Origin of the sequence: Sphingomonas sp. UV9, assembly GCF_004101245.1 — a bacterium.
Taxonomy (GTDB): domain Bacteria; phylum Pseudomonadota; class Alphaproteobacteria; order Sphingomonadales; family Sphingomonadaceae; genus Sphingomonas.
In genome coordinates, this window is the sequence record NZ_SCIN01000003.1 from 107,565 (window position 1) to 132,507 (window position 24,943).

The window sequence follows — 24,943 nt, forward strand, 5'->3', positions numbered from 1 at the left end:
TTCCACGTGGAACATCACTTACCGATGCAGAATCGTCCGAACAGAGCGTCGAGCATCTCGCCGGTCGCGTCGAGCCCCAGGACGCCGGCAAGGATCGCGCGAGCTTCGCGAAGATGCTCGGCGACGATGAGCGCGTCGGAACTCCGGTAGCGCAGCGCATCGGCAGCAGACCCGCACTGGTGCCGCTGATGCTGTTTGAGCGCAATGCCATCATTGCGCGGCAACATGGCCATCGCCCGCTGGTGCACCTCCATCCAAAGCCGATCGAGCGAACCGCGGTCGGTCTGCGCAACCGCGAGCGCACGCCCTGCGGGAATATCCCCGCGCCCCGGCAGATCCGCGCGGGCATGGATCCAGAGCGCGTCGGCGCGCGGTGGCGGCGTATCGGCAAGCCAGAGGACGATGTCGGCCGCAGCCAGCGCGTCCTCGGCGCGCGTCACGCCGATCGCCTCGATCGGGTCCAGCGTATCGATCAGGCCGGCAGTATCGGTCAGCACATAGGCGACGCCGTTGCGGATCACCGGCACCTCGATCCGATCGCGCGTCGTGCCGGAGATCGGCGACACGATCGCTGCGTCGCGCTCGCCGAGCAGATTGAGCAGCGTCGACTTGCCGCTATTGGGCGGGCCGCCGATGACGACGCGAAGCCCATCCTTCAGGCGCTCGACCGGTGGAGCGTCGACCACCGCTTCGATCTCCGCGGCCAGCGCGTCGATGTCCGCAACGATCGCGTCGAATGCCGCGGTATCGCTCGCCACGTCGTCTTCGTCCGCAAAATCGAGCATCGCCTCGATCCGCGCGGAGAGCATCGCGACGGCATCCATCCAGCCACGGACGGCCTGACTCACGCGGCCCTCGGCTGCAGTCATTGCCGCGACGCGCTGGCTCTCGGTTTCGGCTTCAAGCAGATCGGCGAGACCCTCCGCCTCGGTCAGGTCTATGCGCCCATTGGTCAGCGCGCGGCGGGTGAACTCGCCCGGTTCGGCTGGGCGTAGGCCGGGCCGTGCCGACAACGCGCGCTCCACCGCGGCGATAACCGCGCGCCCGCCATGGCAGTGGAGTTCGACCAGATCCTCACCGGTCGCCGTCGTCGGCCCCGGAAAGACGATGACCAGCGCGCGATCGAGCAGCGCGCCGCTAGCATCGCGTAGCCCACGCAGGCTCGCGTGACGCGGGGCGGGCAGCGACCCAGCCATTCCCTCGGCTGCGGCGAACGCCTGCGGGCCACTTATCCGGACAACCGCGATAGCCGCGGGTGGCCGGCCGCTCGATACCGCGAAAATCGTTTCCATGTAAAAATCAGCCGCTCTTGGTCGCGGTCTCGAACAAGCGTTTCCAGATCGCCATCCCCGCCTCGCCCATCGGTTGCCAGCCGCGCATCATCGTTTCGAGCATCTCGGGCTTCATCTGGCCGTCTGGAATCGCTTCCATCATCATCGCGATATAGCGATCGTGGATCGGCGTCAGATCGGGCAGCCCGACTGCGCGACGCGCCTCTTCGGGCGTGCATTCGATCTCGATATTCATCTTCATAGACTGGCCCCCAGATGGCGCTTGAGCCGCCTGTTGGCGCGCTGCATAGCATCAGGATGTATGCGCGCGATGCAGCCTCGATCGCAACGCCAATCGGGCTGGTCCGCGTGACCGGCAGCGCGGACCGGATCGACGCGATCGAGATTCTGGCGGACGGCGCTGCGGTGGCGAGCGATGCGCCAGCGTTGCGGGAAGCGCTTCGACAGGTCGATGCGTATTTCGCGGGACGGCTGACGGCGTTCGATCTGCCGCTCGCGCCCTGCCCTACCGAGCGCGGTGCGGTGCTGCGCCAAGGGATCGTCGACATCGCCTACGGCCAGACCGCGAGCTATGGCGCGCTTGCGAGGGCTATCCAGTCGAGCCCCCGCGCGATCGGCCAGGCATGTGCACGCAACCCGTTTCCGATCGTCGTCCCCTGCCACCGGATCCTTGGAGCCGGCGGGGCGCTTGGTGCGTATTCCGCGGGTAGAGGCCCGATCACCAAATCCCGGCTGCTCGACCTCGAGCGGCCGCAAGGAGGATTGTTATGACGAACACCACCACCATCGCGACGCTCGACGGCGCCAACGATTTCCATGCCTATCGCGCTACGCCTGCCGGCACGCCCAAGGCCGCGATCGTCGTGATCCAGGAGATCTTCGGCGTGAACGCCGGCATCCGCCGGAAATGCGATACGCTCGCCGAGGCCGGCTATCTCGCGATCGCACCCGACCTGTTCTGGCGGCTCGAACCCGGCATCGAGCTCGATCCCGACATCAAGCCCGAGTTCGATCGCGCGCTCGACCTGATGGGCAAGTTCGACCAGGACAAGGGTATTGCCGATATCGAGGCGACGATCCGCGCGGCGCGTGCCGAACTGGGTGACGATGCGAAGGTCGGTGTCGTCGGCTACTGCCTCGGCGGCCGCCTCGCGTTCATGACCGCGGCGCGGACCGATGTCGATGCAAGCGTCGGCTATTACGGGGTCGGCATCGACGGGCTGCTCGGCGAAAAGCACGCGATCGCACACCCGGTGCTGCTGCATGTTCCCGAGGAGGATCACTTCGTCGACAAGGCCGCGCAGGCGGCGATGCACGCGGGCCTCGACGATCATCCCAAGGTGACGATCTACGATTATGCGGGCGAGGATCACGGCTTCGCAACCGAGTTCGGCGAGCGCCGGTCGGATGCGTCGGCTAGGGTGGCGGACGAGCGGACGGCCAAGTTCTTTGCCGAGAATTTGGCCTAACCTACACCGTCACCCCGGACCCTTCGACAAGCTCAGGAGAGCCTCGTTCCGGGGTCCACGGTCCCGCGAACTCACCGCCATCGAGCGTGCGGAACGGTGGATGCCGGAACGAGTCCGGCATGACGGGGGCGCTGACGTCACGCATGAAAAAGGCCTCGCCGGATGATCCCGGCGAGGCCTTTTTACTATCATTGGCGCGACACGATCACTTGAACAGCGTGATGATCCCCAACGTGTCGGTGGTGCCGGTCCAGCCTTCGTAGATCATCTTGAACGCGACCAGGACGATGACTGCCAGGCCGATATAGGCGATCCAGCGATGGCGGTTGATGATGCGCGCGATGAAGTTCGCTGCGAGCCCCATCATCGCGACCGACAGCAGCAGGCCGATGACGAGGATGCCGGGATGCTCGCGCGCCGCGCCCGCGACCGCGAGCACGTTGTCGAGGCTCATCGAGACGTCGGCGACCGCGACCGCCCAGGCCGCGGCGACGAAGCTCTTGCGCGACTTGATGCCGGAATGCTCATCGCCCTCGATCTCTTCGGAGCCGGGATTATCCGCGCCCTCGCGGATTTCACGCCAGAATTTCCAGCTGACCCACAGCAGCAACAGGCCGCCCGCGAAGATCAGGCCGACGATGCCCATCAGCCACGTCACGATCAGCGCGAAGAAGATGCGCAGCACCAGAGCGGCGCCGATGCCGATCAGGATGACCTTCTTGCGCTGGTCCGCAGGAAGCCCCGCGGCAAGCGCGCCGACGACGATCGCATTGTCACCCGCGAGGACGAGATCGATCATCAGGACCGATCCGAACGCGGCGAGCGCCTTGGGATCGCCGAGGTTGGAGAAGTCGGCGACGATGTGCTGCCAGATCTCCAGCGGCGAGCCGGGTCCGGCGACTTCCGATGCGGCGGCGGCCAGCATGGCGATGATACTCAAGATGTCAGCTCCCGGTGACAGGCCACCGCCGGTGCGCGGGGGTGGCGGATTTCATGGGGTTTAATAGCAAAGCGGCACGCGAAAGCCATTGCTCTCGCGTGCCGCCTGGTCGGTCTTCTGGGCGGACATGGGCGAAGCCCATGTCGTCGGTCGGAGCTTCGCCCCGCCGGCCGAACCGGTGCGAGTCCTGCGCCAGCTTGGCGCAGGCCGCACCCGGTTATTGATTCATGGAATCGAAGAAATTCTCGTTGGTCTTCGAATCCTTCATCTTGTCGAGCAGGAACTCCATCGCGTCGATCGTGCCCATCTGCATCAGGATGCGACGCAGGACCCACATCTTGGAGAGCTTGGCCTTGTCGACCAGCAGCTCTTCCTTGCGCGTGCCCGACTTGCCGACGTCGAGGGCCGGGAAGATGCGCTTGTCCGCCACCTTGCGATCGAGCACGATTTCCGAGTTGCCGGTGCCCTTGAACTCCTCGAAGATCACCTCGTCCATGCGGCTGCCCGTGTCGATCAGCGCGGTGGCGATGATCGAGAGCGAACCGCCCTCCTCGATGTTGCGCGCGGCACCGAAGAAGCGCTTCGGACGCTGGAGCGCGTTGGCGTCGACACCACCGGTCAGGACCTTGCCCGACGACGGCACCACGGTGTTGTAGGCACGACCCAGACGCGTGATCGAGTCGAGCAGGATCACCACGTCCTTCTTGTGCTCGACCAGGCGCTTGGCCTTTTCGATCACCATCTCGGCGACCTGGACGTGGCGCTGCGCGGGTTCGTCGAACGTCGAGCTGACGACCTCGCCCTTCACGCTGCGCTGCATATCGGTGACTTCCTCGGGACGCTCGTCGATCAGCAGGACGATCAGGAACACCTCGGGGTGATTGTCGGTGATCGCCTTGGCCATGTTCTGCAACATGACCGTCTTGCCGACGCGCGGCGGCGCGACGATCAGCGTTCGCTGGCCCTTGCCCTGCGGCGAGACGATGTCGATCACCCGCGCCGACTTGTCCTTGACGGTCGGGTCGGCGGGATCGAGCGTCAGCTTGCTCTCGGGGTAGAGCGGCGTGAGATTGTCGAAATTGACGCGGTGGCGGACGACGTCGGGGTCGTCGAAATTGACGGCCGTGAGCTTCACCAGCGAGAAATAGCGCTCGCCATCCTTCGGCCCGCGGATCTCGCCCTCGACCGTGTCACCTGTACGCAGGCCGAACTTCCGCACCTGGTTCGGCGAGATGTAGATGTCGTCTGGGCCGGCCAAATAGTTCGATTCCGGCGAGCGCAGGAAGCCGAAGCCGTCGGGCAGCACTTCGATCGTGCCGAGCCCCATGATTTGGTCGCCATTGTCCGCCTGCACCTTCAGGATCGCGAACAACAGGTCCTGCTTGCGCAGCGTCGAGGCGCTCTCGACCCCCAGTTCCTCGGCCAGCTGGACCAGCTCGGCAGGCTTCTTTTTCTTCAGGTCTTTGAGATGCATGGGGATTTCCGGATACTAATCAACGGGCGAAAGCTCGGTCGGCGGTGCGCTTGGGAAGCGGAACTGGGCGATACGAGACTGGCAGGAACCCACGACCGGGCAGGACGCCAGGAGGCCGTGTTGCAGGGAGGGGTAGAATTGGGGGGGCGGTTAGTCAAGCGGGGACGGGAGCCACGATGGTAAGGAGAATCCCCCTCCCCACTCCGTCACCCCGGACTTGTTCCGGGGTCCACGGTCCCGCTCTTTCACGACTATCGAGCGTGCGGAACGGTGGATGCCGGAACAAGCCCGGCATGACGGGAGGGATTTAGAACGGCTTCACGATCGCGAGCACAACAATCAGCGTCACCGCCAGCGCGGGCACCTCGTTCAACATTCGCAACTGCTTACCAGTCAAGGTCGGCTTTACCGCCGCCAGCTTCTTCGAATAGCCGACCATCCAGCCGTGATAGCCGGTCAGCAGGAACACCAGCAGCAGCTTGAGGTGCAGCCACCCCAGCCCCGGCGCACCGTCGGCCAGCCCGAGGTTCAGCGCGAGCGCGATCCCCAGCACCCACACCACGATCATCGCCGGGGTCAGGATGATGCTGCGGATCTTGCCCTCGCGCTCGACCCAGTTCGCCGCCTCGCCCGCATTGCCGGCCGCCAGCGCCTCCTGGTGATAGACGAGGTAGCGCGGCAGCATGAACAGCCCCGCCATCCAGAAGATCACGAAGATCAGATGCGCGGCCTTCACCCAGTCATAGGCTGCCCCGAGAAAACCGCTCATGTCGTGCTCCTAACGCGGGCGATCAGCTGCTCGACATGCGCGACGGGCGTGTCGGGCAGGATGCCGTGGCCGAGGTTGAAGATATGCGGTCGGGTGGGAAATGCCGCCAGGATCCGGTCGATCGCCGCGTCGAGATCAGCACCGCCCGCGATCAACGCGAGCGGATCGAGATTGCCCTGCACCGGCATGTCGGCGGGCAGCGATGCATCGGCCCAGACCGGATCGACCGTCTCGTCCAGCCCGATCGCATCGACACCCGTCTCACGCGCATAGGCGGGCAGCTTGCCCCCTGCCCCCTTGGGAAAGCCGATGATCGGCACGCCGGGGCAGCGCGCGTGCAGCCGCGCGACGATCGACGCGGTCGGCGCGATCACCCAGCGTTCGAACTGCGCCGGCGACAGCGAGCCCGACCAACTGTCGAACAGCTGCACCGCGTCGACGCCAGCCTCGATCTGCCGCGCGAGATATTCGACCGTGTTGTCGACGATCGCATCGATGATCGCGCCGAACGCGTCCGGGTCGGCATACGCGAAGCGCCGCGTCTCCGACTGGTCCTTGCTCCCCTTCCCCGCCACCATATAGGTCGCGACCGTCCAGGGAGAGCCCGCAAAGCCCAGGAACGTCGTCTCGGGCGGCAAGGTTGCGGCGACCCTCGCAACGGTGCCGTAGACCGGCTCCAGGCGGTCGGGAACGGCCTGCAACCGATCGAGCGCATGATCGACCAGCGCCGGTTCGAGCCGAGGCCCCTCGCCGACCCCGAAGCTCAGATCCTGGCCAAGCGCCCACGGGATCATCAAAATGTCCGAGAACAGGATCGATCCGTCGAACCCGAACCGGCGGATTGGCTGCAACGTCACTTCGGCCGCCGCCTCGGGATCGGTAGCAAGCGCGAGGAAGCCACCCTTCTCGGCGCGCAGTTCGCGATACTCGGGCAGGTATCGCCCGGCCTGCCGCATGAGCCACAGCGGCGGTACGGTCTGTCGCTCGCCGCGCAGGGTCGCCAGGAGTTTTTTGGGGGTCGGATCGGTCAGCGGAGCACCCTTCTTCTACTATAAGAAGATTCTAGAAATAGGTTGTTGCAGTGGTTGGGCGGTTGAACCCGGGACTTATGCTGTGATCCCCGAAATGCCAACAGCTTGACGCCCCGACACCCGCACGAACGCGCTGATTCGATTCAAGGCTCCCCACTATCCACAGCCTGTGGATAAAATCGATCCCTGTGTGCAGGGATGTGGATAGAATCAGCGTTATCCACGGCGTGAGGGTCGCTTGGCGGAGGGGACGAGTTACGCTAGCCCTTCTCCCCATGTTATCCACAGATCCATTCCGCCCTACCGTCTCGCCGGGGATAAAACGGCGATGATGCGGCTTCACCTTCATCTCCTGTCGGACTCGACCGGAGAGACGCTGGAGAACATCGCGAAGGCCGCGCTGGCGCAATATGACGACGTCGAGACCGTCCGTCATTTCTGGCCGATGGTGCGGACCGAGGCGCATCTCGAACGCATCCTCCAGGAGATAGCGCAGAACCCGGGGCTGGTGATCTTCACGCTGGTGAACCCGGCGACGCGGCGCATCCTTGAGCAACGATGCCTCGCGCTTGGGCTGCCTGCGGTGGCACCGCTCGATCCGGTCAATGATGCCTTGTCTGGGTTGCTCGGCCAGCAGGCAAAGGCGCGGCCCGGGCGCCAGCATGTCTTGGACGCGGCGTATTTCGCGCGCGTCGATGCGATCCAGTGGACGATCGCGCATGACGACGGGATCGCGTGGGACGAATGGGAAGAGGCTGATATCCTGCTCGCAGGCGTGTCGCGCTCGTCGAAGACGCCGACCTCGATCTATCTCGCCAACCGCGGGTATAAGACGGCGAACATCCCGATCGTCGTCGAGAGTCCGCCGCCGACGATCCTCTACAAATTGAAGAACCCGCTGATCGTCGGGCTGACCACGAGCGCCGATCGGCTGATCCAGGTGCGGCGCAACCGGTTGCTGTCGCTCAACCAGCAGCCGGATACCTCCTATGTCGAGGAGGAGGCGGTGATGCGCGAGCTCGCCTTTGCGCGGCGGATGTTCGCGGACAATGGCTGGCCGGTGATCGACGTCACGCGGCGTTCGATCGAGGAAACCGCGGCGGCGATCATCGCGCTTTGCAATGATCGCCCGTCCGAGGAGGGAGCGTGAGCCTGATCCTCGCCTCGCAGAGCGCGTCGCGTCGCGCGATGCTGACGGCGGCCGGCGTGCCGTTTGAGGCCACCTTTGCGGCCGTCGACGAGGATGCGGCGAAGGCGGCGTTGCGCGACCTGTCGCCGCGCGATCTGGCGGACGCGCTGGCACAGCTGAAGGCGTTGAAGGTGTCCGCGCGGATGCCGGGGTATCTGGTGCTCGGCAGCGACTCGCTGGTCGCGCTGGAGGATGGCAGTATCCTCGACAAGCCGATCGACCGGGCGGACGCGGCGGCGCATCTCCGGTTGATGTCGGGTAAGCGCCACGACCTATGGAGCGCGGCGGTGATCGCCGAGAACGGCCAGGCGATCTGGCGGCATGTCGAGCGCGCGAAGATGCATGTGCGGCCGTTGTCCGAGGCGTTCATCGAGACGTACCTCGACGCGGAATGGCCGGCGATCGAGGGCTGTGTCGGGTGCTACCGGATCGAGGGACCTGGTGCGCAGCTGTTTGCGAAGATCGAGGGAAGCCAGTTCACCGTGCTCGGCATGCCGTTGCTCAACGTCCTCGACTTTCTTCGGGTGCGCGGCGAGTTGCCGGCATAAAGGGTCAGGCCTTCGACCAATATTGTCACCCCAGCGAAAGCTGGGGTCTCCCTCGTTGCAGGTCACGCTCGCCACACGGGAATATCCCAGCTTTCTCTGGGATGACGGACGGGCGGCGGGCTGTACGAGACGAACGGCGCTACGTGGCAATCGCGGCGCGATCGACTAGATGCTGTTCTCCCAACGGAGCTTCGAATGACCCCTGTCCGCCCCTATGCCGAAGTGATCGGCGATCCGATCGCGCAGTCGAAATCGCCGCTGATCCACGGCTTCTGGCTCGACGCGCTCGGGATCGACGCCGAATACCGCCACAAGCACGTTACCGCCGACGCGCTCCCTGCCTATTTCGCCGAGCGCAAGGCAGACCCCGCGTGGCGCGGGTGCAACATCACGATGCCGCACAAGCTCGCCGCGCTCGACCACGTTTCCGATCCCGGCAACGTCCGCGGGACGATCGGCGCGATCAACACGGTGTTTCGCAACAAGGCAGGCGACTGTATCGGCACCAACACCGATGCTGCCGGATTCTGGGCGCCGATCGACGACCTCGACATCGCCGGCCAGCCGGTGACGGTGATCGGCGCCGGCGGTGCAGCGCGCGCCATCCTGTTCGCGCTGTCGCGGATGGGGGTCGGCCCGGTGACGATCCTCAACCGCAATCCATTGAAGGGCGCGGCGTTGCTTTCGACGTTCGGGCTGAAGGGCCAGGCGCTGCCGATCGGCCCAGCCGCCCCGCCCTCCCGCTTGCTCGTCAACGCCAGTGTGCTCGGCATGTCGGGTCAACCGCCGCTCGATATCGACCTCGGCGCGCTCGATCCCGACTCGCTGGTCTACGATATCGTCTACTCGCCGCTCGAAACCGGCCTGCTCAAGGCGGCGCGTGCGCGTGACCTGGAAACGGTGGACGGGTTGGAGATGCTGATCGGCCAGGCGGCGGTGGCATTCGAGATATTGTTCCACGTGGAACCTCCGCGTGACCGTGACGAGGAACTCCGCGCGTTGCTGACCAAATGATCATCGGGCTGACCGGCTCGATCGGCATGGGCAAATCCGCGGTCGCGGCGATGTTCGCCGACGAAGCGGTCCCCGTGTTCGACGCCGACGCAACCGTCCACCGGTTGCAGGGTGTCGGCGGTCGACTTGTTCCCGCAATCGCAGCGACGTTTCCCGGAACGACGATCAACGGCGCGGTCGATCGTGCCAGACTCGGCGCGGTGGTGTTCGGCGATGATGCGGCCATCAAGCGACTCGAAGCAATCGTCCACCCAGCCGTCGGCGAAGAGCGTGCGGCTTTCCTCGCGCACCACGCTGGCAAGCTCGTGGTGTTCGACGTGCCGCTGCTGTTCGAAACCGGCGGCGACCGCAATGTCGACGTGATCGTCGTCGTTTCCGCAGCCCCCGACGTGCAACGCGAACGCGTGCTCGCCCGCCCCGGCATGACCGCCGACAAGTTCGCGGCGATCCTCGCCCGCCAGACCCCCGACGCCGAAAAACGCGCGCGCGCCGACCACGTGATCCGCACCGATACGAGTTTCGACGAAACCCGCGCGCAAGTCCGTGCGGTGCTTGCACGATATCGAATCTGAGCCGATACCATAGGCATGCGCGAGATCGTCTTCGACACCGAAACCACCGGCCTCAGTTTTTCGGGCGGGGATCGCATGGTCGAGATCGGCTGTGTCGAGATGGTCAACCGGGTCGAGACCGGCCGCACCTTCCACGCTTATTATCATCCCGAGCGCGACATGCCGGTCGAGGCGTTCAACGTCCACGGGCTGAGCGCGCAGTTCCTGTCCGACAAGCCGAAATTCGCCCACGCTGTCGAGGACCTGCTCGAATTCGTCGGCGACTCCCCGATGATCGCGCACAATGCCGGCTTTGATTTCTCGTTCCTCAATGGCGAGCTGACCAAGTGCGGGCGTCAGATCATCCACATGAAGCGGATGGTCGACACGCTGCAGATCGCGCGCAGCCGCCATCCCGGTGCCAAGCATTCGCTCGATGCGCTGTGTTCGCGGTTCGGAATCGATCGCAGCCACCGCGTCCTGCACGGCGCGCTGCTCGATGCGCAGTTGCTGGCACAGGTCTATGTCGAGCTGATGGGCGGTCGCCAGATCGGCCTGGGGCTGCTCGGCGATACCACCAGCACCACCGCGACTCCGATCGTCGCACAGGTGCCTCGGGTCGTTCGTCCCCCGCGTGTTTTCGCGGTGAGCGACGGAGACCTTGCGGCGCATGCTGCGTTTATGAAGGGGATCAAGGATCCGATTTGGGGGGCCGCGGCGTCCGGATGACGCTGACGGACGGAGCCAACAGGACCGTCCGATACGAAGGAGACGACAATGGATATCCGGATTTCTGGTCATCAGGTTGACACTGGCGAAGCGCTGAACAGCCATGTGGAAGACCGACTCCAGGGTATCGCCGACAAGTATTTCTCACGCGCCATCTCGGCCGAGGTCACGTTCGGCAAGGGGCCGCACGATGCCGGCTTCAAATGCGATATCGTCGCGCATGTGATGAAGGGCCTGGTGCTCAAGGGGCATTCGGATGCCTATGACGCCCGCGCCGCTTTTGACGGGGCTGCGGCTAAGATCGAAACCCAGCTCCGCCGCTACATGCGCCGCCTGAAGGATCGCCATGCCGGTGAAGCCGTCGCGATGGCCGAGAGCAACGGGTACGATAATGCGGGGTACACGCTGTTCCAGGAGAGCGTCGAACAGGACGACGTCGCTGATGCACCGCTGATCATCGCCGAAACGCGCGTCGATATTCCCGAGGCCAGCGTATCCGACGCAGTGATGATGCTCGATCTGCGCAACACCGCCGCCTTGCTGTTCAAGAATGCAGGTACAGGTGCGCACAACATGGTCTATAAGCGCGGCGACGGCACGATCGGCTGGGTCGAGCCACAGCGTGCGGCTGCCCCCGCCTCCCCTTCGCAGTAAGAAGGGTCCATAAAGGTGTAGGTCTCAGGGCCGCGCCTTTACGCCCCCGCGCAACCCGCTAAGGCGGATGCGCGCGGGGGCGCCTTGAAACGATGAATAGCATGACCGACTTCAGCGATATGCTGCGTCCCGACGCAGTGCAGACCGGCGTAATCGCCACCAACAAGAAGGCGGTGTTCCATCATATCGCAGCCATCGCCACCGAGATTGTCGACGCGGACCCCAAGCTGATCGCCGAACGACTGGCCGCGCGCGAGAAACTCGGGTCGACCGGGTTCGGCGGCGGCGTCGCGATCCCGCATGCCAAGCTCGACGGGCTGGCGCAGGTCACCGGCGTGTTCGTGCGGCTGGCGCAGGCGGTCGATTTCCAGGCGGTTGACGATCTGCCGGTCGATCTGGTCTTCATGCTGCTGTCCCCCACCGATGCCGGCGCGGTCCATCTGAAGGCGCTCGCGCGCGTCTCGCGACGGCTGCGGGACAAGGCGTTTCTGGAGAAGCTGCGCGGCGCCGGCTCGCGCGATGCACTCTATGCGCTGTTCACCGCCGACGAGGTGCGCGATGCCGCCTGAGCCGGAGACCGCTGGCGCCGAGGCGCATTTTCGCGCGCTCGAGTCGCTCTACGCTCAGGCGCCGATCAACCGGTTCTTCGAATCGTCGCTGGAAATCCCCGAGGCGGGCGTGGCGCGGATCCATTTTACGATCGACGAGCGGCATTATCACGCAGGCGGCGCGGCGCATGGCACGAGCTATTTCAAGATGCTCGACGATGCGGCCTTCTACGCCTCGAACAGCCTGGTCACCGACCGCTTCCTGCTGACGACCGCGTTCAACCTGCTGCTCACTCGTCCGCTGAAGGTCGGGCCGGTGATTGCCGAAGGCCGCTGGATCAGCGGCAAGCGGCGCGTGTTCGTCGCGGATGCGCGGCTGATCGATGCCGATGGCGAGGAGGCGGCGCGCGGTACGGGGACGTTCATGCGCTCGCGGATCGCGCTTGCCGGCCTGCCTGGATATCGGGCGGCGTCATGAGCGATCGACTCCCGAGCGGCATGCTCGTCAGCGCACTCCTGCGCCGCGTCAACGACGCCGGAGGGTTCGGTGCGGTGATGGCGAAAGGCGACGCGCAGGGTGGTGCAATCCTCGTCATCGCGGTCGACAAAGGCGCCTCTCCCCGTCTGCTCGAGCGCGGAATCGGCCCCGACGGACGGACCGCATTGATCGACTCGACTCCGGCCGAAGATCTCGACGGTTACTGGCGGCGCAGGCGTTTGCGCGACCCCGATTTGTGGGTGGTCGAGGTGGATGTCGCAGCGGCGGAACGGTTCGCCGCTGAAACAATCCTGAACGATTGACTCGAAAGCCCCCCCAATAGAGGGGGATTGCAACATTTATCGGCGTTGTGCTGGGACGGGTGCGATCCGGATCAGTTACGCAGTCGGGGGGATGCCTGGACGGTCGGCTCGTACGATTGCTTCACGGTCTCACCGCATCTGAATAAGTTTGAATGACAATTCTTCAGCGGGCCGCGACTATCGCAGCCATGACCTTCTCGCTCGCCGGCCTGCTCGGCAACAGCGCACCCGGCCATGCGACCGGTATCGATCGTACCACGGTCAGCCTGACCGCTCTCGCAAATCTAAACGCCCTCTCCCCGCAGAATGTTCCGCAGGTCGCTCCCGCCGCAACGCCCGTTGCCGCCGTCGAGAAGACTGCCATCGAGCAGATCGCTCCCGCCGAGCAGGAAGAATTCGATACGCTCGCCCAGGCCGTTGCCGCGCAGGATAGCGCCGCCGCCGACGAAGCGCTCCAGTGCCTTGCCGGCGCAATCTATTTCGAGTCCAAGGGCGAGCCGCTGACCGGCCAGCTCGCGGTTGCCGAAGTCATCATCAACCGCGCCAAGTCTGGTCGTTTCCCCACCGACGTCTGCGATGTCGTCAAGCAGCGCGGCCAGTTCAGCTTCGTTCGCGGTGGCCAGATCCCGACCATCACCAAGGGCGCGTCGTATCGCACCGCGATCGCCGTCGCCAAGGTCGCGCTCGCGAGCGCCTGGAACAGCCCTGCCGACAAGGCACTCTATTTCAACACGCCCGATCGTCGCCCCAGCGTCCGCGCGGTCAAGGTCGCCTCGATCGGCAACCACGTCTTCTATCGCTGAGACCTGACGGTCTCTCGAGTCAGCCTGCCCCCTCCTCACTCTAACCCCGTTCGCCCTGAGCGAAGTCGATGGGTATGCCCCGAACTCAGGTGCTTCGACTTCGCTCAGCACGAATGGGTAAGGGGCGAGCCAACAATCGCCAGAACACTGCCACAATCCGCGAATGAGCTTGCCTCGTTCGCGGATTGTTCTATTTCCGGCGCATGCTCGACATGCCGCCGGACTCCTGCATCGACCAACCGGGATCGCCCGCCACGCCCTTGGTCTGCGCCGCTGACGTGGCACGCGGCGTGATCCGGATGTTGCTGCGTCACGACCTCACCGCGATGACCGAAGTGCCGCTCGATGGCGGCCGCAGGGCCGATCTGATGGCGGTGGATGCACGCGGGCAGATCGTCATCGTCGAGATCAAGGTGTCGCGCGCCGACCTGCTCGGCGACGGCAAGTGGCCCGACTATCTCGGGCATTGCGACCGGTATTTCTGGGCGGTGCCGGCGGGATTCGATGTCGGGCCGCTGAACGGCCCCGCGTTCCTGCCCGAGCGCACCGGAATTATCGTCGCGGACCGCTACGACGCGGCGATCGTCCGCGAGGCGCATACCACGCCCCTCCCCGCGCATGTGCGCAAGCGGGGCACGCTGGCGTTCGCCAGGCGGGCCGCGCGGCGGTTGATCGCGCAGATGGATCCGGAAGCGGACGGCTTGCCGTTCTAACGTATCCTCCCCCGCCAGGGGGAGGTGGTTGGCGCTTGCCAGACGGAGAGGGAGGAAAGGTACGACTGCCGTTCCGTGTCCTCCCCCTCTGTCACCTTCGGTGACCTCCCCATGGCGGGGGAGGATCGGAAGACGATTAGAATTTCGGCCCGGATACCGCTTTGCGGACCTTCTTCGGGGCATCCGCCAGCAGCTTCGACACGACCGGATTACGCCCGTCCTGCTTGGCATAGTCTCGCGCCGACATGCCGGCGATGATATCGGCCTGGTCGGGATCGGCATTTTCGTTGAGCAACGTCCGGATCATGCCCACGTCACGCCGCTGCACCGCGCGGATGAGCGGCGTCTCGCCCGCGGAGTTACCGAGGTTCGGGTTCGCCCCTGCCGCCGTCAGGATCGGGATCATGCCCGTCTGCCCCAGCGTCACGGCGAGCAGCAGCGGCGTGTTGCCCTTGCCGTCGCGCAGATTGGCGTCCGCGCCCTTTTGCAGCAGGAAGCGCAGATACACCTCGTCGCCGCGCTTGATGACGATGTGGAGCGCCCCCTCCCCGCTCGTCACGTCACGCGTGTTGATGATGTTGCTGCCCGGGCGGCCGAGCATCTCCAGCACCTCGTTGTTCTTGGTATCGCGCACCGCGGACAGGAACTTGTACCCCTCCGACTGGCCCTGCGCGAACGCGGGCGTCGCGACGCAGGCGATCGCGGGTGTCAGGAGGGTGGCGGCGAGCATCAGGCGGATACGCATCGAGAGACTTCCTTGGTTCGTCCTGGATATCGGGCGACGCATACGCCGCTCGTGGTCTGGCGCTACGCTAGCGCCGTTTGTCGTCTGGCGCGACGGCTTGCGCCGGTCATGGTCTGGCGCGACGCTTGCGCCGGTCATGGTCTGGCGCGACGCTTGCGCCGCCGGGGCTAACAGATCAAGGCTGGCGGCATCATGAACCTGCGTTTTCTCCTTATCCCTGCGCTCGCGCTGTCGGCATGCAATGCGTCGGCCCCCCCTGCCAAGCCGCCGCTCGAAGGCGCCCGGATCGGCGGTCCCTTCACGCTGACCGACCAGAACGGCCAGACCGTCACCGAGCGCAATTTCGCGGGCGAATACCGCATCATGTATTTCGGCTACACCTTCTGTCCCGATGTGTGTCCGACGGATGTCCAGGCGATCGGTGCGGCGGTGAAAAAGCTCGAGACGAGCGATCCAGCGCTCGCCGCGAAGATCGTGCCGGTGTTCGTGACGGTCGATCCGGCACGCGATACGCCCGCGGTGCTCAAGCAGTTCGTCGCGGCGTTCCACCCGCGGATGGTCGGGCTGACCGGCAGCGACGACCAGATTGCCAGGATCAAGACCGAATATGCGGTGTATTCGAGCAAGGGCGACGCTTCGCCGGGTGGCGGCTACCTCGTAAACCACTCGCGCCAAGCCTATCTGATGGACCCGGACGGCAAGCCCATCGCTTTGCTGCCACAGGAACAAGGGCCCGACGCGGTGGCGACAGAGATCAAGCGCTGGGTACGGTGAGCGCGCGCTTCTGGGAAGATACGCCGATCGAGCAGCTCGATCGCGGCCAATGGGAAGCCTTGTGCGACGGCTGCGGCAAATGCTGCATCCACAAGCTCGAGGATGAAGAGACCGGCGAGCTCGTCGCGACCAACGTCTCGTGCCGCCTGCTCGATCGTCGTAGCGGGCAATGCTCCGATTATCGCCACCGTCACGCCTATGTGCCCGAATGCGTCCGGCTGACGACCGGCAACGTCCACGGCATCGACTGGCTGCCCTCGACCTGCGCCTACCGCCTGCGCGCGGCCGGCGAGCAGTTGCCCGAGTGGCACTATCTTGTCTGCGGCGACCGCGAGGCCGTCCACCGCGCCAAGCAATCGGTGCGCGGCTGGACGGTCAGCGAGGACGAGGCTGGCGAGCTGGAATATCACGTGATCGATCGCGAACTGTAAGCCGGTGATAGAAGGCCTGGAGATCGTCCGTCACCCGCGCGCCCGTCGCGCGCGTCTGTCGATCGATCCTGCGAGTGGCCGGGCAAGGCTCGTCCTCCCCAAGCGTGCCGCGCTGAAGCAGGCGCTGGCCTGGGCCGAGGACAAGGCAGGCTGGATCGCCGAACAGCGCGCGTTGCTTCCCCAGCCCCGCCCGTTCGTCCCCGGTGCAGTCCTGATGGTCGCCGACGAACCGCTGACGATAGACTGGACGCCGGGCAGTCGCAGGACCGTGGTACGCGACGGCTCGATACTATCGCTGTCGGGACCGCGCGAAACGATCGCACGCCGCGTCGAGGCATGGCTGAAACGCACCGCACTCGCCGTGCTGGAAATCGAAACCGCCGAATACGCCGTCAAGGCGAAGGTGAGCGTGGCGCAGGTCGCGGTCGGCGATGCCAAGGGCCGTTGGGGCAGTTGCGCGTCGAGTGGTGTCATTCGCTACAGCTGGCGCCTCATCCTCGCGCCAAGCTGGGTCCGCCGTGCCACCGTCGCGCATGAAGTCGCGCACCGCGTCCACATGAACCACGCGCCGGTCTTCCACGCGCTGGTCGAGCAACTCTACGGCGAAGACCCTACGCCCGCGCGCGTGTGGCTACGGACGCACGGAGCCGGGCTTCACTGGTTCGGGCGCTCGTCCTGATAGCGGCCATCTTGGTAGCGCCGATCTTGGTAACGGCCATCTTGGTAACGGCCATCCTGATACCGATCACGGGGCACGTCCCGAGTTAGTGGCTGACGTCCGGCCGGTTGCTCCTGACGTGGCTGGTTGCGGCCGGTGACACGGTCGATCCAGTCCTGGTTCATCTGCTGCGGCGGTGCTGGTGGAGCCGCCGGCGTCTCGGGCTGATCCATATCGGGCCGCGGGATCGTGTCGCCGGTCTGCGCGTCGGTCGGCACCGGCGGCTCGCCCGGCTCGATCGGGTTGCCGTCCGCGTCGACGGCCATCTGGTCATTGTCGGGCTGGCCGAAATAGCTCTCCTCGTCGGGTTCGAGCTGCCACTCGGGCAGGGTCACCTTCGTATCGAACTGCTCGATCGGGCGGCTCGCGGTGGCGGGCTTCATGAACGCCGCCCACGCCTTTGCCGGCGCGGTGCCGCCGTGCAGGCCGGCGATCGGCTTGGCATCGTCGCGACCCATCCACACGCCCGTCGTGATGCCGCTGGAAAAGCCCAGGAACCAGCCGTCCTTGGAGGCTGAGGTGGTGCCGGTCTTGCCCGCGACCGGTCGACCGATCTGCGCCGCGCGACCGGTGCCGGTGTTGACTGCGGTCTGCAACAGGTCGGTCATCTCCGCGGCAACATAGGGCGCGACCAGCACGTGGCTGCGATCTACCTCATGCGTGTAGATCGTCTGGCCGTTCGCGGTGACGCGCGTGATCCCGTACGGCGTGACCGCGACGCCCTTGTTGGCAACGCTCGCGAACGCGCGCGTCATGTCGATCACGCGGACCTCTGACGTGCCCAGGACCATCGACGGATGCACGTTGACCGGTGTCGTGATCCCGAACCGCCGGGCCATGTCGGCGACCGTCGTGAAGCCGACTTCCTGGCCCAGCTTGGCGGCGATGGTGTTGAGCGAATAGGCGAACGCGGTGCGCAACGAGACCGCGCCGGAGTTGCGACGGGAATCGTTGCGCGGGCTCCAGCCCTGGATCGTGACGGGTTCGTCGACGATCGAATCCGCGGGCTTGTGGCCTGCCTCAAGCGCGGCGAGATAGACGAACAGCTTGAACGCCGAGCCCGGCTGGCGGACCGCCTGCGTCGCGCGGTTGTAGATCGACGAGACGTAATCCTTCCCGCCGACCATCGCGCGCACTTCGCCGCCACGATCGAGTGCGACCAGCGCGCCCTGCGCGCCGGCGGGCGCGTTGGCGCGGATCGCTGCATCGGCCTGCCGCTGCATGTTGAGATCGAGCGTCGTCCAGACTTCGAGCGGCTCGGTGGTCTCGTCGATCAGCGTATCGAGTTGCGGCAGTGCCCAGTCGGTGAAGTAGCGGACGCTGTTCTGCTTGGGCTCGGGCGCGAGTTTCAGGCCCGATACGTCGGCATCCGCCGCCTCGGACGCGGTGATCGCGCCGGTTTCCCGCATCGTCTCCAGCACCACGCCGGCGCGGCCCATCGCGGCCTCGGCATCGGCGGTCGGCGAGTAGTTGGACGGCGCCTTGACGAGGCCGGCGATGACCGCGGCTTCGGGTAGGCTCAGATGATCCGCGCCGTGGCCGAAGAACTTGCGGCTCGCGGCGTCGATCCCGTAAGCGCCGCCGCCATAATAGACCTTGTTCAGATAGAGTTCGAGGATCTGATCCTTCGAAAACTTCCATTCGAGCGCGAACGCCAGGATGCCCTCGCGGAATTTTCGACCGAACTTCTTCTGGTTGTTGAGGAAGACGGTGCGCGCGAGCTGCTGCGTGATCGTCGAGCCACCCTGCGTCCAGTGACCGCGATCGAAGCGCACCTTTACGGAGCGCGCGATTCCGACCGGATCGACGCCGATATGCGACCGGAAGCGGCGATCCTCGACCGAGACGGTCGCGTCGCGCATGACCTTGGGGATCTGTCCGTAAGGCAGCCATTCGCCGAAGCTCGGCCCCATCGACACGATCACGGTGCCATCGGCGGCGTGGACGCGGATCATCTGGCCATTGGGCGAAGACTTCAGGCTGTCGAAACTGGGGAGTTGCGACATCGCGACATATACCGCGATCGCCAGCGCGCCGAGCGCGAGGACACCGATCCCGACAATGAGCTGCGAGGCAACGATCAGCCGCCGCCGCCAGCGTGACGCCGGTGGAGTTGGGGACCGACGGGACGGGGAAGCAGAACGCGTACGAGCCATGTGGCCACAGAATTACGCGCGATATCCCCGCCCTACAAGCAGCATCAAGCCGCAGCGTTCGCTTTGCGCGGTCGGAATTCGAGCGAGAGCGAGTTCATGCAATAGCGCTGGCCGGTCGGGGGCGGGCCGTCCGGGAAGACATGGCCCATATGACTGTCGCAGCGTGCGCACCGCGTCTCGATGCGGGTCATGCCGTGGCTGCGATCGGCGTGATCGGTGACCGCATCGGGGCCGATAGGCTGGGTGAAGCTGGGCCAGCCCGAGCCGGAATCATATTTGTCAGCGCTGTCGAACAGTTCGTTGCTGCACGCCGCGCAACGATAGATGCCGTCGGCCTTGTTGTCGTTGAGTGCGCCCGCGAATGCGCGCTCGGTGCCCGCCTCGCGCAGCACGTGATATTGCTCGGGGGTCAGCCGCTTGCGCCACTCGGCTTCGGAAAGATTGAGTTGGTCCATGGGTGTCAATCTCGTGCTGGCGGGACGGATTTCAATATGGCGTAGGGACGGCGTTTAGGTCTGACCTATTCTCGTCGCATTGGCGATCACCTGGATCAGGGCGGGGCGCAGCATCGGGAGCAACCATGCCGCACGCGTACTTTCGGCGACATGGCGGACGATGCTGGCAATGCCGATCGGGCGGGCGAGACGACGCGCGAAGTCCTCTTGCCAACGGGTTGCCGAAGCGGGGCCGCCGCGGACATAGGCCTCGGCGGCCGCGACTCCACTGGCGAGCGCGATGCCCATGCCTTCGCCGGCAAGCGAGGGGATGACGCCGGCCTGGTCGCCGAGCCGGAACGTCGCATCGACGCCCTCGCGTTGCCGCCAGCCATAGGGGACGTTGGCGATCGCATCGATCGGCGCGCAGCCGTCGATCAGGGCTACCCATTCGCCGAGCGCGGGCATCTCGCGGCCCAGTACCGCGAGCAATTGTGCGGGAGATCCCGCGGCCTGAAGGCGTGAGCGATGCACGGCCATGCACAAGTTCGCGGTGCCGTCCTCCTGCATCGCGAGGCCGGCATAGCCGCGGTCGAACAGGTGCAGTTCGATCCCGCCGTCGAGCGACGCGCGGAGGGCGGGGGAGGGCGCGATTCGGATGCGTAATCCCAGCGTCGGGTCTGCGCCGCGGGCGTCCTCGGGCCGCGCCATTCCGCGAACGTCGTGCTTGCCGCTGGCAAGGAACAGGGCGTCGGGGGCGAACGACGCGCCATCCGCCGTGCGAACCGTCATGCCGTCGATCTCGCGAACCGTGACGCCGCGCTCGACCGGCGTGCCGAGCCGTGCCGCTTCCGCCAGCATGACCGTATCCAGCCGGTGCCGCGTAACCGACACCGCGGGATGGGGCAGGGTGGCATCCGCGCGTCGCGTGCCGGCGTAGATGCGGGCGCGCGTGACACGTGCGGGGTTGAGCGTGTCGGGATCGATGCCGAGCCCCGCAAGCGTCTCCAGCGTCCGCCAGCTCAGGAAGCCGCCGCAGATCGCGTCACCCGTCTCGCGCGATCGCTCGACAAGCAAATGCGGCAGGCCGGCGCGGGCGAGCCCGATCGCGGTCGCGGCTCCGGCGAGCCCGCCGCCGACGATCAGCGCAGGCGTTCGACGCATAGCCGGAACGGAAAGACGCGGCGGACCTTCGCCTGGGTGATACCGGCTTCGGCGAGCAACGGCGGCCATTCGTCGGGGCGATAGCTGCGTGCGATCGACAGCGTGCCGTCGTGCCGCACGATCGGATGCCAGCGTGCGATCTGGGCGAGGATCGGAAAGCCCCAATGCGCAAAACCATGGCGGTGCAGGTCGTTGACGAACCACCCTGCACTCGCATGACGCTCCATGAAGCGCAGGAACGCCACGAGCTGGTCGTGGGTCATGTGATGCGCGACGAGGCTGCTGACGATCACGTCCCACGGCTCCTGGGCACGATCGGCATAATCGCCAGTGACGTAGCGGATATCGCCGCCGTGCGCCCGCGCGGCTTGTTCGCTGCGCGGGTTGAGATCGACCCCCACCAGCTCCGCCTCGATCCCCCGCGCCTTGGCCCAGCGCGCGATCCGGCGCAGCATGTCGCCATCGCCGAACCCGACGTCGAGCAACCGGAAGCGTTGCCGTCCGGCCGTCGCCCGCGCGAGGAAGTCGAGCGTCGGCCGGCGTGCCATCGTCACCGTGTTTACGGTCGCGAGATCGCCGACCACGTCGGCGTAGGTCGCAGCATCGAGATCGTCCGCGTCCATCAGTTCTTCGGCCTGACTGCGGGCGACAAGCGTCATGTCGCGCTTCGGAATCCGAAGCCCTCCGCGGCCAGACCCGGCCCGAACGCCAGCGCCACGCCGTGCGAGATCGGTGGGCCGGCGAGCAGGCGCTCGAACACGAACATCAACGTCGCCGACGACATGTTGCCATTGTCCACCAGCACCTGCCGCGATGCCGCCAATGCCTCGGGTTTCAGCTGCATCGCGTGCTCGACCGCATCGAGGATTGATCGACCACCGGCATGCACCGCCCAGCCGTCGATCGACTCAGGCGGCTGGCCATCGCTGACGATCGCGCGAAACTCGGTATCCGCCAACGCCGTGGCGATCCGCGCGGGCACCTCGCCGGACAGGTGCATCGCAAAGCCGGCATCGGTGACGTCCCAGCGGATCAGCGTCTCGGTTTCGGGCAGCGCTGCCGCGAACGGCGTACCGAGTTCGAGCCCGCGCACCTCCGCGGTCACCAGCGCAGCGGCGGCCCCGTCGCCGAACTGAAGCATGGCCAGCAAGGGTTCGATCTCGTTCGCCGGCTGGAGATGCAGCGTCGAGAGCTCGACCGTGACGACCAGGACGCGCGCCTTGGGCTCGGATCGGACGATGTGACGTGCGCTGCGCAGGGCGACGACCGCCGCGTAACATCCCATGAAGCCGATCAGCAGTCGCTCGACACTGGACGCGAGTCCGAGGCGCCGCGCGATGATCTGATCGATGCCGGGCGCGACGAAGCCCGTGCAGCTCGCGACCACGAGATGCGTGATCCCCTCGACGGCAATTTTGCCGCGGAGTGCCTCGATCGCGCGGATCGCCAGGTCGGGCGCATGCTCGGCATAGAGCGTCATCCGCGCCGCGGTGCCGGGATGCGGCTCGGCGGCGTAGAAGCCGGCTTCGTCGACCGGCGAGCCTCCGTCCGCAGTCGGCGGCAATACCGACCAGCGATGCGCGATGCCCGACCGCGACGCCATCCGGTCGAAGACGCGCTGCGATCGCGGTTCGATGCGCGACCGAGCCCAAGCTATGAAAGCATCGTGGATATCGTGACCCGGAACGGCGGAACCAACGGCATTCAGATAAGCGGACACGACACCCTTTCCCATACGACCGACCCGTCAACGCGTGACGTGGCCAATCGGCCTGCGCCTATCAAGGCCGGGATTCCAGGCGAATCGGTGGTCGCAGGACGGGGTACGACGTCACGATCGATACTGCGCGGTTTTTCGGCGGTTCTGTAAATATTGGTTACTGCAAAACATACCTTGAGGGCCGCCACCGCCCGAACCGAACCATATTGAACCTAATTAAATCGTTTGCAGCAAGATCAGCAGGGAGCAATCGACGCGATCGTGCATTGGTTTTATCCAGGATTACCTGATTTCAAAGGATTAGGTTGATATTTTGGTGCATAAGTCGAGAATAACATCGCATTTGACCTGGATCTAGGTCGTATGCGGTTTCGGTTCGGTTCGATCCCTGTGCGAAAACGGCACACGTCCGTGAGCATAGAGGGTCGAATGTCGAAGTCCGGATCGAGCGAGAAAGAGGGGCTTTTGGTGAAGAACGAGTCCGTAGTCGATTTGATCAAGGATCTGACCGCAAAGCTTTCCGCTGTGGCCGAGGAGTTCAACGGTCGTGTCGCGGAGGCGTCGGAACCCAAACCCGCCGGCGACGTGCCGAGCGAGGCGATGCTGGTCGAACGAGCCAATGCGGTTCTTGCCGACCGGCGGATGCGGCGTCAGTTCCTGCCCGAGGAATTGTTTCACGAACCTGCCTGGGATATGCTGCTCGCATTATTCGTCTCGCGCGACGACCGGGCGCCGATGAACATCAAGGCCTTGGTCAGCATGTCCGACGCCCCCGTGACGACGTCGCAACGCTGGATCGAGCATCTCCACAAGCTGAAGCTGATCGACCGCGTGATCGACCCGACCGATCGCCGCAGGGTCGAGATATCCCTCAGCGACAGCGGTGAGCAGGCGATGCGTTCGTATCTGCGGGCGCTCGCGCGACGATGATGCACGCGACCACGCTGTGCCTGGAGCGCTGAAAGGGGGATTTTTCGTCGCCTAAGTCAGAACAGTAGAACGGGAACGGCAGATGATACCGCCGTTTAAAACCGCAAATCCGTGTTTATCAATCAAGTTGATAAATTATACCATCGTCGCAAGATAGACTTGATCCAGTTTTATTGGATCATGGATACGGTGTTAATAACGCCATTATGATTTCGTAGTATTTGATTAATCGCCCGTAGCCAATTTGTTCCCGACAAAAGGATCGGGGCAAAACATTGGATCGTCGTACGTCTGCGCATGGAGAGAAGGGGGGCCGGGACCGGCTTGCCCTTGCCGCTTTGCGTAGCGTGCGGACCGGCTTGATCGCCGCTGCGCTGGCGGTTCCCGCATTCGCCCAGACCGCGATCACCATGCCGGACCGTCCGGCGGTCGGGACCGTGGCAGGCACGTCGATCGTCAACACGGCCGGCCTGCGCTACGATCTCGACGGCGCATCCCTGTCGACCGTTTCGAACACTGTGACGATCGTCGTCGCCGAGCGCCTCGACGTGGCGCTGATGCGCGATGGCCATGATGCGGTGGTGGTGAGGTCAGCCCCGACCGCGATAACGCTGACGTTGACGAACCTCGACAACGGCAACGAATCCTTCACGCTGGTGGCGACCGTCTCGCCGGGCGAGGTCACGCTTCGGACCCTGGTGATCGATGCGGACGGCGATGGGACGTACGATCCGGTGCGGGATCCGGCACCGGTCGATGGCAGGACGCCGGTGCTGGCGCCGGGCCAGTCGATCAAGCTGCTGGCGATACTGGTTGCGACGTCGACCGCTCCCGCGCCCGCCACCGCGACGTTGACCGTGACCGCGCAATCCACGACCGGATCGGGCACGGCGGGTACGACCTACGCCCAGGCTGGCGACGGTGGCGGCGATGCCGTGGTCGGGACGACCGGCGCCAGCGCCAGCGTCACGATCCCGCTGAGCACCGGCCCGGCCCGGCCCTCTCTTTTCAAGAGCCAGTCGGTGCGCGCCGCCGACGGGTCGCCGAACGCGGTCCGCGATTCAGTCATCACCTATACGCTGGAGGCGCGCTTCACCGATGCCGTCACCGGTGCCCGGATCGCTGACCCGATCCCTGTCGGCACGGTCTTCGTCCCCGGCAGCCTGACGCTCGACGGCGCGCCGTTGAGCGACGCGGCGGACGGCGACGCAGGCCGCTTCGACGCGGCCGGCAACGCACCGACTGGCGGCGCACAAGGTCCGGGAATCGCCGTTGCGCTTGGGCAGGTCGCTGCCGCGTCCGTCCACACCGTCCAGTTCAAAGCCAAGATCCAATGAGGAGTACAC

Annotated in this window: 30 protein-coding genes; 18 read left to right on the top strand and 12 right to left on the bottom strand. The window is 65.4% G+C overall.

The window, feature by feature from the left end; genetic code table 11:
• Positions 1-14: 14 nt before the first annotated feature.
• Positions 15-1,292, bottom strand: a complete 1,278-nt coding sequence (gene mnmE, locus EQZ23_RS12855; RefSeq protein WP_128454857.1) for a tRNA uridine-5-carboxymethylaminomethyl(34) synthesis GTPase MnmE — start codon at positions 1,290-1,292, stop codon at positions 15-17.
• A gap of 7 nt (positions 1,293-1,299) precedes the next feature.
• Complete coding sequence (locus tag EQZ23_RS12860) at positions 1,300-1,533, bottom strand: DUF6489 family protein (protein ID WP_128454858.1); 234 nt, start codon at positions 1,531-1,533, stop codon at positions 1,300-1,302.
• 56 nt (positions 1,534-1,589) lie between these two features.
• Between EQZ23_RS12860 and EQZ23_RS12865 the strand changes: the two genes are divergently transcribed.
• Entirely contained in the window at positions 1,590-2,063 is a 474-nt protein-coding gene (locus EQZ23_RS12865) for a methylated-DNA--[protein]-cysteine S-methyltransferase (protein WP_128454859.1), read from the top strand.
• Positions 2,060-2,761 carry a dienelactone hydrolase family protein gene (locus tag EQZ23_RS12870; protein WP_128454860.1) on the top strand — a complete coding sequence of 234 codons (702 nt, stop codon included), beginning with the start codon at positions 2,060-2,062 and terminating at the stop codon, positions 2,759-2,761. Before EQZ23_RS12865 ends, EQZ23_RS12870 begins: the two co-directional genes overlap by 4 nt.
• 205 nt (positions 2,762-2,966) lie before the next feature.
• On the opposite strand, the gene EQZ23_RS12875 is transcribed toward EQZ23_RS12870, so the two are convergent.
• From EQZ23_RS12875 to hemE, 4 genes are all read right to left on the bottom strand, one after another.
• Positions 2,967-3,686, bottom strand: coding sequence for a TerC family protein (locus tag EQZ23_RS12875; protein ID WP_206364287.1), 720 nt, complete (start codon positions 3,684-3,686; stop codon positions 2,967-2,969).
• Between the two features lie 232 nt (positions 3,687-3,918).
• Entirely contained in the window at positions 3,919-5,175 is a 1,257-nt protein-coding gene (gene rho, locus EQZ23_RS12880) for a transcription termination factor Rho (protein ID WP_031395107.1), read from the bottom strand.
• Positions 5,176-5,482: 307 nt separating this feature from the next.
• Entirely contained in the window at positions 5,483-5,944 is a 462-nt protein-coding gene (locus EQZ23_RS12885) for a CopD family protein (protein WP_128454861.1), read from the bottom strand.
• The gene (gene hemE / locus EQZ23_RS12890; protein ID WP_128454862.1) at positions 5,941-6,975 is read right to left on the bottom strand and encodes a uroporphyrinogen decarboxylase; all 1,035 of its coding nucleotides are present in this window, start codon (positions 6,973-6,975) and stop codon (positions 5,941-5,943) included. The genes EQZ23_RS12885 and hemE overlap by 4 nt, the downstream gene beginning before the upstream one ends.
• Positions 6,976-7,303: 328 nt before the next feature.
• Between hemE and EQZ23_RS12895 the strand changes: the two genes are divergently transcribed.
• From EQZ23_RS12895 to EQZ23_RS12945, 11 genes are all read left to right on the top strand, one after another.
• Entirely contained in the window at positions 7,304-8,125 is an 822-nt protein-coding gene (locus EQZ23_RS12895; protein ID WP_128454863.1) for a pyruvate, water dikinase regulatory protein, read from the top strand.
• Positions 8,122-8,712 (top strand): nucleoside triphosphate pyrophosphatase, encoded by a 591-nt coding sequence (locus EQZ23_RS12900; RefSeq protein WP_128454864.1) that lies wholly within the window; start codon positions 8,122-8,124, stop codon positions 8,710-8,712. The genes EQZ23_RS12895 and EQZ23_RS12900 overlap by 4 nt, the downstream gene beginning before the upstream one ends.
• A gap of 195 nt (positions 8,713-8,907) precedes the next feature.
• Positions 8,908-9,726: a shikimate dehydrogenase gene (locus EQZ23_RS12905; RefSeq protein ID WP_128454865.1), complete on the top strand. Its 819-nt coding sequence runs from the start codon at positions 8,908-8,910 to the stop codon at positions 9,724-9,726.
• Positions 9,723-10,298: a dephospho-CoA kinase gene (gene coaE / locus EQZ23_RS12910; protein WP_128454866.1), complete on the top strand. Its 576-nt coding sequence runs from the start codon at positions 9,723-9,725 to the stop codon at positions 10,296-10,298. Before EQZ23_RS12905 ends, coaE begins: the two co-directional genes overlap by 4 nt.
• 15 nt (positions 10,299-10,313) lie before the next feature.
• On the top strand, positions 10,314-11,006 hold the full coding sequence (gene dnaQ / locus EQZ23_RS12915; protein ID WP_128454867.1) for a DNA polymerase III subunit epsilon: 693 nt from the start codon (positions 10,314-10,316) through the stop codon (positions 11,004-11,006).
• A gap of 48 nt (positions 11,007-11,054) precedes the next feature.
• Positions 11,055-11,660, top strand: coding sequence for a ribosome-associated translation inhibitor RaiA (gene raiA, locus EQZ23_RS12920; RefSeq protein ID WP_128454868.1), 606 nt, complete (start codon positions 11,055-11,057; stop codon positions 11,658-11,660).
• 101 nt (positions 11,661-11,761) lie between these two features.
• Entirely contained in the window at positions 11,762-12,229 is a 468-nt protein-coding gene (locus tag EQZ23_RS12925; protein WP_128454869.1) for a PTS sugar transporter subunit IIA, read from the top strand.
• Positions 12,219-12,686 (top strand): PaaI family thioesterase, encoded by a 468-nt coding sequence (locus tag EQZ23_RS12930; protein ID WP_128454870.1) that lies wholly within the window; start codon positions 12,219-12,221, stop codon positions 12,684-12,686. The genes EQZ23_RS12925 and EQZ23_RS12930 overlap by 11 nt, the downstream gene beginning before the upstream one ends.
• The gene (locus tag EQZ23_RS12935; protein ID WP_128454871.1) at positions 12,683-13,009 is read left to right on the top strand and encodes a DUF1491 family protein; all 327 of its coding nucleotides are present in this window, start codon (positions 12,683-12,685) and stop codon (positions 13,007-13,009) included. Before EQZ23_RS12930 ends, EQZ23_RS12935 begins: the two co-directional genes overlap by 4 nt.
• 188 nt (positions 13,010-13,197) lie before the next feature.
• On the top strand, positions 13,198-13,812 hold the full coding sequence (locus EQZ23_RS12940) for a cell wall hydrolase (protein ID WP_240663564.1): 615 nt from the start codon (positions 13,198-13,200) through the stop codon (positions 13,810-13,812).
• Positions 13,813-14,015: 203 nt separating this feature from the next.
• Positions 14,016-14,525 carry an MmcB family DNA repair protein gene (locus tag EQZ23_RS12945; protein WP_128454873.1) on the top strand — a complete coding sequence of 170 codons (510 nt, stop codon included), beginning with the start codon at positions 14,016-14,018 and terminating at the stop codon, positions 14,523-14,525.
• A 136-nt stretch (positions 14,526-14,661) separates the two neighbouring features.
• Here EQZ23_RS12945 and EQZ23_RS12950 read toward each other — a convergent pair whose 3' ends face one another.
• Complete coding sequence (locus EQZ23_RS12950) at positions 14,662-15,270, bottom strand: ankyrin repeat domain-containing protein (RefSeq protein WP_240663565.1); 609 nt, start codon at positions 15,268-15,270, stop codon at positions 14,662-14,664.
• Positions 15,271-15,462: 192 nt separating this feature from the next.
• On the opposite strand from EQZ23_RS12950, the gene EQZ23_RS12955 reads away from it, so the two are divergent.
• From EQZ23_RS12955 to EQZ23_RS12965, 3 genes are read left to right on the top strand one after another with little or no spacing between them, the layout of a single operon-like run.
• A complete protein-coding gene (locus EQZ23_RS12955; RefSeq protein ID WP_128454874.1) occupies positions 15,463-16,044 on the top strand; it encodes an SCO family protein in 582 nt (193 codons plus the stop codon).
• On the top strand, positions 16,032-16,475 hold the full coding sequence (locus EQZ23_RS12960; RefSeq protein WP_128455573.1) for a YcgN family cysteine cluster protein: 444 nt from the start codon (positions 16,032-16,034) through the stop codon (positions 16,473-16,475). The genes EQZ23_RS12955 and EQZ23_RS12960 overlap by 13 nt, the downstream gene beginning before the upstream one ends.
• Before the next feature lie 4 nt (positions 16,476-16,479).
• Complete coding sequence (locus EQZ23_RS12965) at positions 16,480-17,154, top strand: SprT family zinc-dependent metalloprotease (RefSeq protein ID WP_128454875.1); 675 nt, start codon at positions 16,480-16,482, stop codon at positions 17,152-17,154.
• Here the strand turns inward: EQZ23_RS12965 and EQZ23_RS12970 are convergent.
• Genes EQZ23_RS12970 through EQZ23_RS12990 form a run of 5 tightly spaced genes read right to left on the bottom strand, consistent with a single transcriptional unit; the run spans position 17,130 to position 22,667 of the window.
• Positions 17,130-19,349: a PBP1A family penicillin-binding protein gene (locus EQZ23_RS12970; protein ID WP_128454876.1), complete on the bottom strand. Its 2,220-nt coding sequence runs from the start codon at positions 19,347-19,349 to the stop codon at positions 17,130-17,132. The two genes, EQZ23_RS12965 and EQZ23_RS12970, sit on opposite strands and share 25 nt — an antisense overlap.
• Before the next feature lie 44 nt (positions 19,350-19,393).
• A complete protein-coding gene (gene msrB, locus EQZ23_RS12975; RefSeq protein WP_056419196.1) occupies positions 19,394-19,804 on the bottom strand; it encodes a peptide-methionine (R)-S-oxide reductase MsrB in 411 nt (136 codons plus the stop codon).
• Positions 19,805-19,858: 54 nt separating this feature from the next.
• Positions 19,859-20,947, bottom strand: coding sequence for an FAD-dependent monooxygenase (locus EQZ23_RS12980; protein ID WP_128454877.1), 1,089 nt, complete (start codon positions 20,945-20,947; stop codon positions 19,859-19,861).
• The gene (locus EQZ23_RS12985) at positions 20,926-21,606 is read right to left on the bottom strand and encodes a methyltransferase domain-containing protein (protein WP_128454878.1); all 681 of its coding nucleotides are present in this window, start codon (positions 21,604-21,606) and stop codon (positions 20,926-20,928) included. The genes EQZ23_RS12980 and EQZ23_RS12985 overlap by 22 nt, the downstream gene beginning before the upstream one ends.
• Complete coding sequence (locus EQZ23_RS12990) at positions 21,603-22,667, bottom strand: type III polyketide synthase (RefSeq protein ID WP_240663566.1); 1,065 nt, start codon at positions 22,665-22,667, stop codon at positions 21,603-21,605. The genes EQZ23_RS12985 and EQZ23_RS12990 overlap by 4 nt, the downstream gene beginning before the upstream one ends.
• Positions 22,668-23,135: 468 nt before the next feature.
• Between EQZ23_RS12990 and EQZ23_RS12995 the strand changes: the two genes are divergently transcribed.
• Complete coding sequence (locus tag EQZ23_RS12995) at positions 23,136-23,597, top strand: hypothetical protein (RefSeq protein ID WP_128454880.1); 462 nt, start codon at positions 23,136-23,138, stop codon at positions 23,595-23,597.
• A gap of 347 nt (positions 23,598-23,944) precedes the next feature.
• Positions 23,945-24,934 (top strand): hypothetical protein, encoded by a 990-nt coding sequence (locus EQZ23_RS13000; RefSeq protein WP_128454881.1) that lies wholly within the window; start codon positions 23,945-23,947, stop codon positions 24,932-24,934.
• The last annotated feature ends 9 nt before the right edge of the window (positions 24,935-24,943 follow it).